Source organism: Planctomycetota bacterium (assembly GCA_016872555.1).
GTDB lineage: Bacteria > Planctomycetota > Planctomycetia > Pirellulales > UBA1268 > F1-20-MAGs016.
In genome coordinates this window covers 39,469-56,094 of sequence record VGZO01000028.1, presented here as the reverse complement: position 1 = coordinate 56,094, position 16,626 = coordinate 39,469, and the positions used below count along the sequence as shown (strand labels likewise).

Here is a 16,626-nt window from a genome sequence, read left to right as displayed (position 1 = left end):
CGCTGGCGACGACTCAACGGCCATCACCAGATCGTTCTTGTTCTCGAAGGAAAAGTGTTCACCGACGGAGTCCTGCAGAACGCCGCCTGATCCAGGACCTCTAAACACAACTCTTGACAATAGCTCCGGAGGCGACATGCTCGAGCCCTACATACACGCCGTCCTTGCCATCGCACGGATCGACGTGAACACCAACACAGTCGCAAAGGTCTGCTAAGCACACCGTTCCGTCACTCATCGCGCCAACTCCCGCAGTTTCGCGAGCAAGGGCACGAGGTCTCGCGATGCCTCGGCTTCTGCGGCCAGCGCGGTCTCAAACTGATCAAGCACTACGGCAAGGGCATCCCCTTCTTCCGGCGCCGCTGTACTCACCCAGCGACTTGGACTCAGGTTGTAGTCAGCTTCTTTGGCTTGCTCGTTCGTGATGATCGTGAGTTCGCCGACTACAGGCTCGCCCTTCGCATAGATTCCGGCAAGAAGCCGAATGTCCTTTTCTGGCAGGTAGTTCTTCGGCTTGCCTTTGATGAACCGGCGGCTAGCGTTCAGCAGCGCAATGCGCCCTTTGCGGGAGGTGGCCTTGCGCCTTGCGATAATCACGATCACACCGGCCGCGTTCGTGTTGTAGAAGAGATTTTCGGGCAAGAGGATGACGCCGTCGATAAGGTCATTGTCCACAAACCATTTGCGGATGTTCCGCTCTTTGTCTTCATTCTGCGATCCAGAGCCTCGCGTCACGGCGCCGGTGTCGAGCACAACGGCTGCACGACCGTCGTCATCGAGGCAGGCGAGCGTGTGCTGGAGCCAAGCCCAGTCACCCTTGCCGCTGGTGATCCCGCCCGCAGGCTGAAATCGGTCGAACGGATCGTTGCCGAACAACTCGGGCGAAAACGGCTGGTTCCACATCGGATTGGCCACGACGATGTCGTGACCGCGAATCCGGCTGGCCGCATCCAGAAACTTCGGGTTGATCATGGTGTCGCCCCGGGCGAGGTCGACGTCCATGTCGTGGATGATCGCGTTCATCCGGGCCACGGCGAAGCTCTCGGCCCCGAGCTCCTGCCCCGACAGCTTGAGCGGCACCTTGCTAGTGGGGTCCAGCTCCCGGGCGACGAGCTGGAGCTTGATCAGCAGGCCGGCTGAACCGCACGCATAGTCGTGGCATGTCTCGCCCGGCCGCGGCCGTAGGATATGGGCCATGAGGAAGCCCACCTCCGTCGGCGTGAAAAACTCGCCGGCGCTCTGCCCTGCTCCTTCGGCGAACTTGCGGAGCAGGAACTCGTACGCCCGGCCGAGGAAATCAGGCTGCACATCCGCGAGGCCGAGACGATAACGGGGGTCGGAGAACGTCTCGACGACTCCTCGCAGTTTCGCCGGGTTGATGTCCGGCTCACCGTTCCGTTCAGCCGCGAAATCAACAATGTCGATCACGCCGGAGAGCGACGGGTTGTGCTTGACGACGGCCCGCACTGCCTTCGTGAGGTGCTCACCAAACCCGCGCGGGGCAGTCGATCGACCACGCTCATCGACAGGCCATTCATATTGCTCGCGGCCACTGATCACCGCCCATCGGGCCTCGGGCGGCAGGTAGAAGCGGAGGAGCGAATGGTCCGACTCCGCGATCTCGAGCGCGGTGGTGCGATCGCCGTATTCATCGGCGAGGCGGGCCACCTCGTCGTCGAACACGTCCGAGAGCCGCTTGAGGAACAGGAGCGGCAGCAGATAGTCCTTGAACTTCGCCGCATCCTTCTCGCCACGGATCGAGCAGGCGGCATCCCACAGCATTTGCTCCATCGGCTTCGTCGTCGGCACGGCCGCCGACGCACGCTTCCGCCGTGGTCGCGCCGCCGTCGGCACCGCAGCCTCTGGCTCATCACCGACGCCCGCCTCGGAGGCGAGTGCCTCGATCGCGGCCAACGCCGCCTTCTGCGGCTTCGTGGTGCCGCCCTCCCACCGATTCACCGTGGCGAACGAGACGCCGAGCCGCTCGGCGAGCTGTTCTTGGGTCAGGGACAGATTCGTGCGGATCGCTCGCAGGACGACGGGGACGTTGAATGAAGATGTCATGTCTGCTATGTTTGCGATATGACACGCGAAGTCAAGGGGGTTGTCCGGATCGGCACGCACCGGCACGGAACGATGTTCGCCGCCGGATTCCTGTCCGACGATCGCTCGAGCGGGGTCCGATCGAATTGATCGCCATGGGCGGCCAGGCCCTCGTGCCCTGTAGCGACCCCCAAGACGGGAGGGATGCGCGAGAACCAAAACAAAACTAGCGATGAGAAGGAGGCTTTGAGGTGGAAAGCCAGGCGGTTGTCGGGCTGCTGAAGTTTTTCGGGAAGGACGAGTACCTTGCCTCGTTAGCCCGTGGACTCGTGTACTTCACGCCGCCCGAGTCCTATCGCATCGATGGGCATGAGGGGCGTGGCGACCCCCAGGAATCCTGCTCGGCTACATTTCGCATGCAGGATGGCGGATTCCCCCTGCAAATGAAGTTTGGCGACCAGGAACTCCAGGTAACCGCGCTCACAGCGCACAACCCTGGTCGGAAGCCAGGGCGCCTAAATTGCTGGTTCGCGATCGGATTACCGACTGATTTCGAAGAACTTGAGAGGCTCGTCAACGACGTCAATCAGATGCGAGCCACATTTGGTTCCCGGTACGTGTTTCTCCATCGGGACCATATCGAGGTCTTTGCCAGTCACGTGCGCGCAAACGCTCCCTCAGAGTCGGCCAACGCGCTCGATCATGGCCTAGTCGAGTACTCGGCGAGGCAGAGCGAGTGGGGAGTTTTCTGCAAGCCGGCTGGTTATGCCTACCAGAGGGAGTACCGATTCGTACTTGGCGAGTGCGGGCACATGGAAAGGGCAGCACAAAAGGTGCAGTGCCCTGCGGACGTGCAACACATCCTCCACGTGGAGCCCACGATTCAGATTTACGCCCAGACCGAGAAGGAGTTGTTGCTTGTGCTCGATAAGACTGGATGCCGCATCGTGCTCAACGAGGTTCTGAGTGAGAAACGAACAGCCGATTGAACGACTCTTACGGCTGCGCGAAGGACGGAGCTATCAGCCGCCGTCACCGCAGTGGGGCTCGAGGGCCTTGATCTTCGCCACCCGGCGGGCGTGGCGGCCCCCCTCGAACGGCGTGTCGAGCCAGGTGCGGATGATCTTTTCCTGCAGCTCCGGCCCCACCATCTCCGCCGACAGGCAGAGGACGTTGAGGTCGTTGTGCCGCCGGCTCAGCTCGGCCGTCACCTCGTCGCCGCAGGTCACGGCGCGGACGCCGGGGAGCTTGTTGGCAGCGATCGCCATCCCCACGCCGGTGCAGCAGAGGAGGATGCCGCGGTCGACCGTGCCGTGGCTCACCCGGCCGGCCACGTCGGCGGCGATGTCGGGATAGTCGACCGGATCGGTCGTCGGGCAGCCGCAGTCGACGACCGTGTTGCCGAGGCGCTCGAGCAGACCGATCAAGCGCAGCCGGGCGGAAACCCCCCGGTGGTCACTGCCGACGGCGATCCGCATGGCTCATTCCCGTGTCTTCCCACCCGAATCCCGGCCGGATGGAGCGTCGAGTAGTGTAGCGAGCCGGGCGAGCAAATGCCCGCGGATCTGCGCCGCACAGGCGCGGTAAGTGGGAAGCGGGCCGCCTATCGGGTCGCTCACGTCCTGCCGGTCGGGGGACAGCATCTCCACGCGCCCCCCCGCCTCGGGAAACTGGGCGAGGAGGGCCGTGCGGTGCGACGCGGTCATCGTCAGGATGACGTCGGCCTGGCGGACGAGCGCGTCGGTGATCGGCTGGCTCTCGTGGCCGGCCAGGTCGGCACCGAGCTCGGCCATCGCCTCGAGCGCGCCGGCGCTGGCCGGCGCCCCGGCCCAGGCGGCGAGGCCGGCGCTGATGGCGACGATGCCGTGCTGCTCGATTTCGTCGGCGCGGCAGCCGAGGCGCTCGGCGACGAGCTGGCGGAACTGGGCCTCCGCCATCGGGCTGCGGCAGGTGTTGCCGGTGCACACGAACAGGACCATCAGGCTCGACAAGCGCCAGAGGGTGTCGGCGGCGACGATCCCCGGCCGCACGACCTCCATCGTCCCGTCGGCGACGGTGATCGTCGTCGCCTCCTGCGGGTAGCGGACGCCGCCGTCGTCGATCACCAGGCCGACGCCGTCGCCGACGCGCGACAGCAACTCGGCGGCGCTGGTGGCGCTCCGGCCGTCGACGAGCGGCTCGGCCAGTGCCAGCGGGCCGGCGAGCATCCGCAGGCTTTCGGCGAGCATCGGATGGCCCGGCACGCGCAGGCGCAGCCGACCATCGGCGAGCAGCGCCGGGCGAACGGCCTCCGGGAGCCGGTGGACGAGGGCTAAAGGGGCGTCACCGCGGACGAGCGTGACCACCGGCCCCGGCCAGCAGCGCCGCGCCAGCCGACGCACGGGCGCGGGAAGGTGCGGCGCCCAGTCGAGCGCCTCGTCGGCGCTCTTCAGCGCCAGCGACAATTCCGGCTCGCCACGGCGCGGCTCGACGAGTGCCGTGAGCCTCCCCACGGCCGCCGGATCGCGGACATTTGCGGCGACGACGTAGTCGGTCTCGGTGGGAAAACCGACGCAGCGCCCCTCGGCGAGCATCTGCACCGCACGGTGCACGACATCGCGAGGGTCGTCCGCACGGCGCAGGTCGATGACCGTTGGCGGCATGGGCAAGACCGGGGAACCGGGCCCCCGGGGGGAGCACGCACGGAACGGTACCGCTCGACGACGGCGACCGTCAAGCGACCCGCTCCCGGGCTGACGGCGATCGACGGCGAGTTCGCCTTGTGGCGGCGCGGGGCCCCCGCTATCTCTCCGACGCTTCCTCCCGTGGCCGATCCGCCTCTCGCTCAAGCTCATGCCGTCGTCCCACCGCCACCTGCCGAACAGCCCGACCGCCGGCTCCGCGGTCGGCCGGATCACCGTGGCCGTGCTGGCGACCGTCGCCGCCTTGGGCCTCCCGCCAGGAGGACAGTTCGCGGCCGCCCAGGCACCCGTGCCGCTGCCGGCGCCTGCCGCCCCCGGATCCCCCTCGGCGCCGGTGGCAACCCTGCCGCCGGTCGCCCCGGGAGCACCGGCCGTCGCGCCGCCGGGCGACACCGCGGCCCAGCCCGCCGCGGGGGAGCGGATCATCGAGGTCCGGATCGAGGGGAACCACGCCACCGAGGTCTCGAAGCTCCCCAAGCTCTCCACCCGCGCCGGCCAGACCTTCGACCCGCAGGCGATCGCCGAGGACGTCCGCACGCTCCACCGCACGCGGAAGTTCGTCGACGTCCACCCGAAGGTGATCCGCGGCGCCGAGGGGGCGGTCGTCGTGTTCCAGGTGGTCGAGCGGCCGATGCTCCGCTACGTCCGCTACGTGGGCAACGAGTCGGTGATGACGCGCACGCTGCGCAAGAAGGCCGAGATCGACGTCGGCGACTCGCTGGATCCCTACGTCGTCGAGGAGGCGCGGCGCCGGCTCGAGGCCTTCTACCACGAGAAGGGCTACGACGCGGCCCGTGTCGCGACGATCGAGGGCAACAAGCCGGGCGACAAGGGGGCGGTGTTCCTCATCGACGAGGGGCGCTCCCGCAAGACGCTGTGGACCGACTTCGTCGGCAACACGATCGTCAGCGACGCCCGTCTGCTCACGCAGATCAAGTCGAAGCCCGGCGTGTTCTGGCTGCTCGGCGGCGACGTCGACCGGCAGAAGATCGACGAAGACGTCGACGTCCTCACCGCCTACTACCGCAGCCTCGGTTTCTTCCAGGCGCGCGTCGGCCGCGAATTGCAGGTCGTCCACGGCGCCGGCCGCGACTGGACCCTGCTGACCTTCGTGATCAACGAAGGGCCGCGCTACTCGGTGCGCAACGTCTCGTTCATCGGCAACAGCCGGTTCAAGAGCGAGTTCCTCTCCCGCGACCTCAAGCTCACGAGCGGCGAGCCGTTCAACCAGGCGAAGATGGACGCCGACCTGGGGCTGATCCGCGACATCTACGGCGGCCGCGGCTTCGTCTTCGCCGACATCCGCGCCGATCCGCGGTTTCTCGAGGAACCGGGTCAGCTCGACTTGGTGTACAGCGTCGCCGAGGGGCAGCGCTACCGCGTCGGGAAGATCAACGTCCGGATCCGCGGCGAGCATCCCCACACGCGCCACGCCACGATCCTCAACCGGCTGTCGCTCCGCCCCGGCGACATCCTCGACATCCGCAAGCTCCGCGAGGACGAGCGCCGCCTCAAGTCGAGCAGCCTGTTCCTCACCGATGCCTCCAAGGGGGAGGGGCCGCGGATCGCCTTCAGCAAGCCCGACCCGGGCGAACTGGAGCGCGAGCAGATCGCCCGCGATCCTGCCCGCCCCGGCTTCCGCGGCCAGAGCCCCGACGGCGAGCCGGCCGACGAGGTGATCGACCTGGTGCTCGAAGGGGACCTCGTCCCCGAGGCGACCGCCGGGCAGGCCGCCGCGCCCGGCAATCCCGCCGAGCGCTCGGCGCCGCCCACCGCGCCCGTGGCGCCGCCGCGGCAGGTGTGGCGTGGCCAGAGCCCCGGCGCCTCCCCTCCGCCCGCCGCCCCGCGCTACCAGCAGGTGCCGCCGGCGAGCTACGCCGGTCAGCCCGCCCCGCGCTATGCCCAGGCTCCCGGCCCGTCGTCGTTCGGCGTGCCGGTCGTGCCCGCGCCGGGCCCCGCTCCCGTCCCCGCCGGACCGTGGGGGGGCACGGCCCTGGCGCCGACCGGCCCCGAGGCGGTCGACTACGGTCGGACCGTCGCTCCGCAGCAGGCTCCCGGCGTGCAGCAGGCCGGCGGGCCGTTCCAGCCGTTCGCGCCGGTCGTTCCCGCCCAGGCCGTGCAGCCGGGAATGCTCCCCCCGGTCGCTCCCGGGATGGCGCCGTTCCCGGGCGCGCCGGCCGTGCCCGACTTCGGCGGACCGCCGCCGCTGCAGGTGTTTCCCGGCACCGAGCCCTACGTGATCGTCGACGTCGACGCCGAGGAGACGCAGACCGGCCGTCTGATGATCGGCGCCGGCGTCAACTCCAACGCCGGCCTCGTCGGCAACATCGTCGTCGACGAGCAGAACTTCGACCTCTTCCGGCTGCCGCGCAGCTGGGACGACATCCGCAACGGCGTCGCCTTCCGCGGCGCGGGGCAGCGCTTCCGCCTCGAGGCCGCCCCCGGCACGCAGCTGCAGCGCTACACGGCGACGTTCCAGGAGCCATACCTGTTCGACACGCGGATCGGCCTGTCGACCAGCGCCAGCTACTACACACGCTACTTCTACGACTGGGCCGAGGCGCGCGTCGGCGGCCGCGTCGGCCTCGGCTACCAGTTCGCCTTCGCCCCCGACCTGTCGGTCAACGCCGGTTTCCGCGGCGAGAGCGTCGACATCTTCAACCCGCGCGTCCTCGCCCCCGACATCGTCAACATGGTCGGCACCAACTCGGTGTACGGCTTCAGCGGCGGCATCATCCACGACACGCGCGACAGCCCGTTCCTCCCCACCCAGGGGCACCTGGTGACGTTCGAGTTCGAGCAGGTGATCGGGACGTTCGTCTACCCGCGCGGGATCCTCGAGGGGCGGCAGTACTTCCTCCTCGCCGAGCGCCCCGACGGCTCGGGGCGCCACGTCCTCTCGGTGGGCTCGGTGCTCGGCATGTCGGGCCCCGACACACCGGCCTACGACAACTTCTTTGCCGGTGGCTACAACACGCTCCGCGGCTTCGTGTTCCGCGGCGCGAGCCCGCGGCAAAACGGGGCCATCGTCGGCGGTCCGTTCCAGTGGCTCAACACCGTCGAGTACATGTTCCCGATCACCGCCGACGACACGCTCCGCGGTGTGGTGTTCACCGACTTCGGTACCGTCGAGAGCAACGTCTCGATCAACAACTTCCGCGTCGCCCCGGGGTTCGGCCTGCGGATCACGCTGCCGGCGATGGGCCCGGCGCCGATCGCGCTCGACTTCGCCGTCCCGGTGGCCTACGCCCCGGAAGACAGCCAGCAGCTGTTCAGCTTCTTCGTCGGCTTCGCCCGCTGACCGCCTCCGTGCCGCGTCGCCATGACCCGTCCCTTGCTGTCCGGCGGTCGTGACGAGCGGATCCTCGTGGTCCGGACGCGCTACGTCGGCGACACGGTGATGGCGATCCCGTTCCTGCGCAACCTGCGGACGCGCTATCCGGAGGCGCGGATCGAGGTCCTCGTCGAGAAGGTCTCCGGGGCGGTGCTCGCCGACTGCCCGTACCACGACGGGCTCGTCTCCTGGGATCTGCCCCGGCCCGGGCATCGCCTCGCGCCGGTGCTGCTGACCAACCAGTTCCGCCTCGCCGCCTGCCTCCGCGAGCGCCGTTACACCCGGGCCTACGTCCTCAAGCGCGCCCTGTCGAGCATCCTCCCGGTGTGGCTGGCGGGGATTCCCCACCGCGTCGGCTTCGCCGGCGGCGGCCGGGCGGCGTTCCTCTCGCGCTCCGTCGCCATTCCCCCGCACCGCCACGAGGTGGAGTTGTTCCTCGACCTGCTGCGGGCCGACGGGATCGCGATCGACGACGGCCGCAATGAGAACTGGGTGTCGGAGGCGGCCCGGGAGACGGTGGCGGCGCTCGAGAGCCTCGTTCCCGCCGGCCGGAAGCGCGTGTTCCTGAGCCCGAAATCGACCTCTTGGCAGCGCGAGTGGCCCGAGGCGCGCTGGGGGGCGCTGGTGGCGCGGCTGGTGCGCGAGCGCGACTGCGACGTGGTGTTCTGCGGGTCCCCCGCGCAGATGCCGTTCCACCGGCAGATCGTCGAGCGCGCGGGGCCCCTCGCCGCCCGGCATTCCCACGACTGGTCGCAGCGCGTCTCGCTCGCCCACCTCGGCGCGTTGCTTGCGCGGATGGACCTGTGCATCGGCGTCGACAGCGGGCCGGTGCACGTCGCCGCCAGCCACGGCACGCCGGTGGTGGTCCTCGTCGGCCCCACCGATCCCAACCACTGGTGCCCGTGGGACGCCCCGGCGGTCGTCGTCCGCGGCGCGCTACAACAGCCACGCCGCCGGCCCAAGCCGGCGACCAGCGCCCTCCGCTGGGAGCCGGGGGAGGCGACGATGGAGTCGATCCCCGTCGCGGCGGTGTGGGATGCGGCCCTCGGCCTCCTCACGGCGCCGGCCACCGAGCGCCCGCGCCTCCGCGCGGCGGGGTAGCGGATCGTCCACACGGCCGTCGGCACTCCGCCGGGCTCACGCGCCGACCCCTCCCGCGGCGCAGCCGGCGACGAAGGCGCTCGCCCAGGCCCACTGGAAATTGAAGCCGCCGATCCGGCCGTCGACGTCGAGGACCTCGCCGGCGAGATGGAGCCCCGGGCAGCACCGGCTCTCCATCGAGTCGAGGCGCACCTCCGCCAGCGGCACGCCGCCGGCCGTCGCCTCGGCGACGTTCCAGCCGCGGTCTCCCGTGACCGGCAGGACCGTCCCTTTGATCACGGCGACGAGTCGCTTCCGCGCGTCGCGCGGCAGGTCGCCCGTCGGCGGCGCGGCCGCCTCGGAGCACAGCCCGCGCACGAGCCGCTCGGACAACCAGGGCTTGAGTGCGGCGAGCACCCCCCGCGCGCCGGCGCCGACGAGCAGCGTCTCGAGCGCCGCGCCGTCGACGTCGGGGAGCCAGTCGAGGAGGAGGCGCGCGGCGGGCAGGTGGACGCGCGACACGAGCCAGTGACGGCTGATGTCGAGCGTCGCCGGCCCCGACAGGCCGGTGTGGGTGCAGAGCGTGGCGCCGGCGCTCTCGGCGAGCGTCTTGCCGGCCTCCGACACCAGCCGGAACCGGCAGGGGAGCGCGAGGCCGGAGAGGGTCCGGATCCAGTGGTCCCCGGGGAGCACCAAGGGGACCAGCGCCGGCACGAGCGGGCGGGCGAGTGAGTGGCCGAGGGATTCGGCAAGCGCGAACCCCGAGCCGTCGGAGCCGCTCTTGGGGAGCGACTTTCCACCGGTGCAGAGGATCACGCGCGGGGCGACGAACACCCCGGCAGCGGAGACGACGCGAAAGCCGTCGTCGCCGTGGGACAGCGCCGTGACCGGCGCCGGGTGGACGAGCCGCACCCCCGCGATCCGCGCCGCCGACAGCAGCGCGTCGAGGATCGTCCGCGCCGAGTCGGTCGCGGGGAAGAGCTTGCCGGTCTCGGCCTCGAGCGCGAACCCGACCCCCAGCTCGCGGAAGAAGGTGGTCGTCTCTTCGACGCCGAACCGGCCGAGCACCTTGCGGATCGCCGGCGGCGTGCTGCCGGCGAAGTCGCGTTCGCTGACCTGCCGGTGGGTGACGTTGCAGCGCCCGCCGCCGGAGACGAGGATCTTCGCCCCGAGGCGCCGGGCACCGTCGAGGGCGACCACCGACACGCCCCTCCCCAGGGCACGCTGCGTCCGCGCCGCCCAGGTCGCGGCGAACAGGCCGGCCGCGCCCGCCCCGACGACGATCACGTCGGCCCCGGGCAATGCCGCTCCACCCCCGTCCGGCGGGTGGTATTCTGAAAGTGTCATGCGCGCGACCGGAGCAGGCTCGATTCGGCGTGGTCACCACCGGACGCCGCGGTGCTCCGCGGTGCCGTGGCCTGCCGCGCTGGCGGCGGCCCTGGCGGCGAGCGCCATCGCCGTCGCCGCCGAGCCTGCGGCGCCCGACTTCAACCGCGATATCCGCCCCATCCTGGCCGAGAACTGCTTCGCCTGCCATGGCCAGGACGCCGCCAAGCGGCAGGCCGACCTGCGGCTCGACGCTCGCGACGCCGCCTTCGCCGCGCGGGCGATCGTCCCCGGGGAGCCGGGGGCGAGCGGCCTCCTCGAGCGGATCCACTCGACCGACCCCGAGGTGGTGATGCCGACGCCGGCCTCGAACCGCCGGCTATCGGCCGAACAGAAGGAGATCCTCGGCCGCTGGATCGCCGCCGGCGCGCCCTACGCCGAGCACTGGGCGTTCGTGGCGCCGCGGCGCCCGGCGGTGCCGCAGCCCTCCGCCCCGCCGGCCGGCTGGCCGGCCAACCCGATCGACGCGTTCGTCCTCGACGGCCTCGGCGGCACGGGGCTCGCGCCGTCCCCCGCGGCCGACCGGCCCACGCTCATCCGCCGGCTCCACGCCGACATGATCGGCCTCCCCCCCACGCCCGAGGAAGTCGCCGCCTTCGTCGCCGATCCCGATCCGTCCGCCTACGAGCACCTCGTCGACCGGCTCCTTGCCAGCCCCCACTACGGTGAGCGGATGGCGCTGCCGTGGCTCGACGCGGCGCGCTACGCCGACAGCAACGGGTTCCAGCAGGACGGCGACACCTGGCAATGGCTGTGGCGCGACTGGGTCGTCAAGGCGCTCAACGACGACCTGCCCTTCGACCGGTTCACGATCGAGCAGCTCGCCGGCGACCTCCTCGACTCGGCGACGGTCGACCAGCGGATCGCCAGCGGCTTCAACCGCAACCATCTCCTCAACGGCGAGGGGGGCGCGATCGCCGAGGAGCAGCGCTTCAACAACCTCTTCGACCGCGTCGACACCACGGCCACGACCTGGCTGGGGTTGACGATGGCCTGCGCCCAGTGCCACGACCACAAATACGACCCGCTCACACAGACCGACTACTATCGGCTCCTCGACGCCTTCAACCGCGTGCCCGAATCTGGCGCGCCGCAGTATTTCTCGGCGCGGATCCGCGTCGCCCCCCCCGTGGTCGAGGTGCCATCGGCCGAGAACACGGCCGCGATCGCCGACTACGAGAAGCGGATCGCCGCCGCCGACGAGGCCGCCCGGCCGATCGTCGAGGCGGCCTTCGCCGGCTGGAAGGCCGGGGTCCTGGCAGGGGGCGCGGAGGGCCGCGGGCTGCCCGAGGCGCTCGTGGCCAAGCTGACCAAACCTGACGGCGAGCGCTCCGCGGAGGACAAGCAGGCGATCGAGTCCGACCTGCGCCGGCAGTTCGACGACACGGTGAAGCGCTCCGTGGTCGGCGCGCAGCCGGCCGTCAAGCAGGCCGACGATCTCCGCGGCGAGCTGGCCGCGTACCGCGCCGACCGGATCCCGCGCGTGATGGTGATGAGCGACGAGCGGCCGCGCCAGACGCGGCTCCTCGGCCGCGGCGACTATCTCTCCCCGGAAGGCGAGGCGCTGTCCTTCGCGCCACCGGCGTTCCTGCCGCCGCTGCCGGCGGGGGTGCCGGCCAATCGCCTCGGGTTGGCGACGTGGCTGTTCCTGCCCGAGCAGCCGCTCACCGCCCGGGTCCACGTCAACCGGATCTGGCAGCACTTCTTCGGGATCGGGCTGGTGAAGACCGCCGAGGACTTCGGCGTCCAGGGGGAGTTCCCGCGCCATCGGGACCTGCTCGATTGGCTCGCCGTCGAGTTCCGCGACGGCGGCTGGAGCCAGAAGCGGATCCACCGGCTGATCGTCACCAGCGCCACCTACCGGCAATCCAGCCGGGTGACGCCCGCGCACCTGGCGCTCGACCCGGAGAACCGGCTCCTGGCCCGCGCCGGCCGGTTCCGGATGCCGGCGCCGGTCCTCCGCGACCAGGCGCTGGCGGCGGCGGGGCTCCTCGACCGGCGCGTCGGCGGTGCGCCGGTGTATCCCTACCAGCCCGACGGCATCTGGGAGTCGCTGGCGATCACCAAGGAACGCGACTTCACCTACCCGCTGTCGCAGGGCGCCGACCTCTACCGCCGCAGCCTGTACACGTTTTGGCGGAGGACGGTGAGCCCGGCCAACATGTTCGACGCCGCCAACCGCCAGACCTGCCGGGTCCGCGGCGCCGTCACCTCGACGCCGCTGCACGCGCTGACGACGCTCAACGATCCCACCTGGGTCGAGGCGGCCCGGGCGCTGGCGGCCCGCGCGTGGGGTGCGGCGGGCGACGCCGAAGGGCGGATCGGCCGCGCCGTGGCGCTGGTCGTCGGCCGGCCGGCGACGGCCACCGACCTCGCGGTCCTGTCGCGGATGCACCGCCGCCAGCGCGAGCTGTATGCCGCCGACCCGGCGGCAGCGGCGGCGCTGGTGAGCGTCGGGGCGAGCCCGCGCGATCCGGCGCTCGACTCCGTCGAGCATGCGGCGCTGGCCGCCGTCTGCCTGGCGATCCTCAACCTCGACGAGGCGCTGTCGCGCCAGTGACGCCCGAGAGGAGATCCCCGATGCATCCGCTCCTCGCCGAGAACGCCGCCCGGGTCACCCGCCGCCGGCTGTTCGGCTCGTCGGGCGCCGGGCTCGGCACCGCGGCCCTCGCCTCGCTCCTGGCGCGGCAGGGAAGCGCCGCCGGTCGCCCCCTCGCCGGCCTCCCCCACCATCCGCCGCGGGCCCGGCGGATCGTGATGCTCTGGCAGGGGGGGGGGCCGTCGCACGTCGACCTCTACGACCCGAAGCCGGAGATGATCCGCCGCGCCGGGGAGGACATCCCCGCGAGCGTCCGCGGCACGACGCGCCTCTCGACGATGAGCAGCGGCTACGCCAAGTGGCCGACCGTCCCGGCGATCAAGCCGTTTCGCCGCCACGGCGCCGCCGGCATCGAGCTCTCGGAACTGCTGCCGGGCACCGGCAGCCTCGCCGACGAGCTGTGCCTGGTGCGCAGCATGCACACCGAGGCGGTCAACCACGCTCCCGGCGTGACCTTCTTCCTCACCGGCGCCCAGGTTCCCGGGCGGCCGAGCCTCGGCGCCTGGCTGACCTACGCGCTGGGAAGCGACACCGACGACCTGCCGGCGTTCGTGGTGATGACGTCGAGCGACCGCGGCAAGACCTGCGGGCAGTTGTTCTTCGACTACTACTGGGGGAGTGGGTTTCTCCCCGGCCGCTACCAGGGGGTGCGCTTCCGCAACACCGGCGAGCCGGTGCCGTACCTCGCCGATCCGCCGGGCGTCAGCCGGCAGGCGCGCCGGGCGCTGCTCGACGACCTCGCCGCGCTCAACGCGGCTCACCTCGCCGACTACGGCGACCCCGAGATCGACACGCGGATCGCCCAGTACGAGATGGCCTACCGGATGCAGGAGAGCGTGCCGGGGCTGGTCGACTTCGCCGACGAGTCGCCGCGCGTCCTCGACCGCTACGGGCCGCTGGTCCGCACCCAGGGGTCGTTTGCCTTCAATTGCCTCGTCGCCCGACGGCTCCTCGAGCGCGGCACGCGGTTCGTGCAGCTGATGCACGCCGGCTGGGACCAGCACAACAACCTCCACACCCAGCTGGCCGAGCAGTGCCTCGACACCGACGGCCCCGCCGCGGCGCTGGTCACAGACCTCCGCGAGCGCGGCCTGCTCGACGACACGCTGGTGGTCTGGGCCGGGGAGTTCGGGCGGACGCCGTTCGGCCAAGGGGATCCGGCCAACCCCAAGGGGCGCGACCACTTCGGGCGGGCGTTCTCCTGGTGGCTGGCGGGTGGCGGCGTGCGGAAGGGGCACGTCCACGGGGCCACCGACGACTTCGCCTGGAACATCACCGCCGACCCGGTCCATGTCCACGACATGCAGGCGACGCTGCTCCACCTGGCGGGAATCGACCACACCCGCCTCACCTTCCGCTACCAGGGGCGCCAGTTCCGCCTCACCGACGTCCACGGCCATGTCGTCTCCGGGATCCTCGCCTGAGCGGTGGCGGAAGGGGCGGAAACGGGGCAAGAGCGGGGGGCCTCGGGGGGCGGCGGAAACTCGTCGGTTCGTACCGATCGTGCGGACCGAGCGGGGACAAACCGCGGGAAAACGGCCTTCCGAAGCGTTGAACCGGCGAACCCCGTTGGTATCGTCGGATCGTGCGTGGCGCGGTGCCGGCGGGTGTCGGCGGGTGCGACGCGAACCTCTCGGGGTCCCGGCATGCCGCGCGCCCAGCGTCCTGATTCGGACGAGGTCGACTGCCTGCTCCGCAACGCCGAACTGCGCGACGCGATCGAGCCCTACCTCGACGAATCGATTGCCGATCTCGATCTCGACCGCCTGCCGACGGCCGTCGAGAACCGGTTTCTCGAGTCGATGCTCGCCTGGGAGCAGGCCCCGGTGGAGACGGTGGCGCGCTGGTTCCAGCCGGTGCTGGCGATGCAGCCGGCCTGCACGCTCGACGCCGAGCAGCTCCACGACCGCCTCTGGGAGACGATCGAGCGGCTGTTCGAGAAGCGGATCGTGCTCGACTTCACCGACCACCTCTCCGACCGCGAGCTCTACACGCTGATCCGCCGCGACATCCTCACCGCGCCGATCAAGCGCGTCGACCTGCCCGACAACTACGTCCACTTCGACTGCAGCGCCAGCGACGACGGCGATCTGGCCACCTGGCTGACCTACTACGCCAGCGACGAGGAGCGCGAGGCGTGGAGCCTGGAGAGCGGGCACGAACCCCCGCCCCGGCGGGTGCCGGCCCACCCGCGGGCCCTGCCGGTCGCCCCCGTCTGACCGTCGGCGGTCAATGCCCTCCATGGCCCCGACCGGCCGCGGGACGGCCGGCTCATTCAGTCCACTCAGGCGACCGCGAGAAGCGCCGGGGGTGACGCCACCGGGAGCGCTGCTGCCCCGGAGCCACCCGCCGCGTATTCTTGGGGGCGGCGCGGAGAAGCGCCCCGTGACTCCCCGGAGCCGATTCGATGCCCTCCCGCGCGCTTGCCATCGCCTGCCTGACGGTCGTCTCCCTCGCCACTCCGGGGCGCGGGGCCGACGCGGTCGCGATCCGTGCCGCGATCGACCGCGGTGTCGCCTACCTCAAGGCGACCGGCCAGGATGCCGACGGCAGCTTCTCACCGAAAGCCGGCCCGGCGGTGACGGCACTGGCGGTGACCGCACTGGTCCGCAGCGGCGTCGCCGCCGACGATCCCGCGGTCGCCAAGGCCGTCGCCCACCTGCTCACGTTCCGCCAGGCCGACGGCGGCATCCACACCCCCGGCGCGCCGGTGGCCAATTACGAGACGGCGATCGCCGTGATGGCGCTGGTCGCGTGCAACGCCGACGGCCGCCACGACCGGGAGATCGCCACGGCCACCGCGTTCCTCCGGGCCCTGCAGTGGGACGAGGGGGAGGGGCGCGGGCCCGACGACCCGGCCTACGGCGGTGCCGGCTACGGCCGCCAGCAGCGCCCCGACCTGTCGAACACGCAGTTCTTCATCGACGCCCTCCGCGCCGCCGGCGCCGCCGAGGACGATCCGGCGATCCAGCGGGCGCTGGCGTTCGTGTCGCGCACGCAGAACCTTCCCGGGCCGCACAACGACCAGCCCCATCCGGCCAAGAACCCCGACGGCGGCTTCTACTACACCCCGGCCGCCGGCGGCGAGAGCCAGGCGGGGAAGACGCCCGACGGCGGCCTGCGCAGCTACGGCTCGATGACCTACGCCGGGCTCAAGAGCATGATCTACGCCGGTGTCGATCGCGACGACCCGCGCGTCAAGGCGGCGCTGGCCTGGCTGGCGAAGCACTACACGTTCGCCGAGAACCCGGGGATGGCCGACAACGGACTGTTCTATTACTTCCACACCGCAGCCAAGTCGCTCGACGCGTTCGGCGGGAAGGAGTTCCGCGACGCTGCCGGGGCCGATCACGCCTGGCGCGACGAACTCTCCACGGTGCTCCTCGCCCGCCAGCGCGACGACGGCTCGTGGACCAACGCCAACGCGCGGTGGATGGAGGGCGACGCCAACCTCGTCACCGCCTATTCACTCCTCGCCCTGTCCTACTGCCTGCCCTGACCGG

11 protein-coding genes are annotated in these 16,626 nt (G+C 70.9%); 7 read left to right on the top strand and 4 right to left on the bottom strand.

The genetic code is table 11. The annotated features are described in order from the left end of the window. Positions 1-234 precede the first annotated feature (234 nt). On the bottom strand, positions 235-2,064 hold the full coding sequence (locus FJ309_10855; GenBank protein ID MBM3955096.1) for a helix-turn-helix domain-containing protein: 1,830 nt from the start codon (positions 2,062-2,064) through the stop codon (positions 235-237). A gap of 230 nt (positions 2,065-2,294) precedes the next feature. Between FJ309_10855 and FJ309_10850 the strand changes: the two genes are divergently transcribed. Further along, positions 2,295-3,032 (top strand): hypothetical protein, encoded by a 738-nt coding sequence (locus tag FJ309_10850; GenBank protein ID MBM3955095.1) that lies wholly within the window; start codon positions 2,295-2,297, stop codon positions 3,030-3,032. 33 nt (positions 3,033-3,065) lie between these two features. Here FJ309_10850 and rpiB read toward each other — a convergent pair whose 3' ends face one another. Together rpiB and FJ309_10840 are read right to left on the bottom strand one after the other, a co-directional pair. Continuing rightward, a complete protein-coding gene (rpiB, locus tag FJ309_10845; GenBank protein ID MBM3955094.1) occupies positions 3,066-3,521 on the bottom strand; it encodes a ribose 5-phosphate isomerase B in 456 nt (151 codons plus the stop codon). A 3-nt stretch (positions 3,522-3,524) separates the two neighbouring features. Then, positions 3,525-5,150 carry a hypothetical protein gene (locus FJ309_10840; GenBank protein MBM3955093.1) on the bottom strand — a complete coding sequence of 542 codons (1,626 nt, stop codon included), beginning with the start codon at positions 5,148-5,150 and terminating at the stop codon, positions 3,525-3,527. Between FJ309_10840 and FJ309_10835 the strand changes: the two genes are divergently transcribed. Beyond that, positions 4,876-8,025 (top strand): hypothetical protein, encoded by a 3,150-nt coding sequence (locus FJ309_10835; GenBank protein ID MBM3955092.1) that lies wholly within the window; start codon positions 4,876-4,878, stop codon positions 8,023-8,025. The two genes, FJ309_10840 and FJ309_10835, sit on opposite strands and share 275 nt — an antisense overlap. A 21-nt stretch (positions 8,026-8,046) precedes the next feature. After that, entirely contained in the window at positions 8,047-9,159 is a 1,113-nt protein-coding gene (locus tag FJ309_10830; protein MBM3955091.1) for a glycosyltransferase family 9 protein, read from the top strand. A gap of 36 nt (positions 9,160-9,195) precedes the next feature. On the opposite strand, the gene FJ309_10825 is transcribed toward FJ309_10830, so the two are convergent. Beyond that, on the bottom strand, positions 9,196-10,485 hold the full coding sequence (locus FJ309_10825; GenBank protein ID MBM3955090.1) for an aminoacetone oxidase family FAD-binding enzyme: 1,290 nt from the start codon (positions 10,483-10,485) through the stop codon (positions 9,196-9,198). On the opposite strand from FJ309_10825, the gene FJ309_10820 reads away from it, so the two are divergent. From FJ309_10820 to FJ309_10805, 4 genes are all read left to right on the top strand, one after another. After that, entirely contained in the window at positions 10,484-13,084 is a 2,601-nt protein-coding gene (locus FJ309_10820; protein ID MBM3955089.1) for a DUF1553 domain-containing protein, read from the top strand. The genes FJ309_10825 and FJ309_10820 overlap by 2 nt on opposite strands. Before the next feature lie 20 nt (positions 13,085-13,104). Next, complete coding sequence (locus FJ309_10815; protein ID MBM3955088.1) at positions 13,105-14,547, top strand: DUF1501 domain-containing protein; 1,443 nt, start codon at positions 13,105-13,107, stop codon at positions 14,545-14,547. 222 nt (positions 14,548-14,769) lie between these two features. Further along, the gene (locus FJ309_10810; protein MBM3955087.1) at positions 14,770-15,342 is read left to right on the top strand and encodes a hypothetical protein; all 573 of its coding nucleotides are present in this window, start codon (positions 14,770-14,772) and stop codon (positions 15,340-15,342) included. Between the two features lie 188 nt (positions 15,343-15,530). Continuing rightward, positions 15,531-16,622 carry a terpene cyclase/mutase family protein gene (locus FJ309_10805; protein MBM3955086.1) on the top strand — a complete coding sequence of 364 codons (1,092 nt, stop codon included), beginning with the start codon at positions 15,531-15,533 and terminating at the stop codon, positions 16,620-16,622. Positions 16,623-16,626 lie beyond the last annotated feature (4 nt).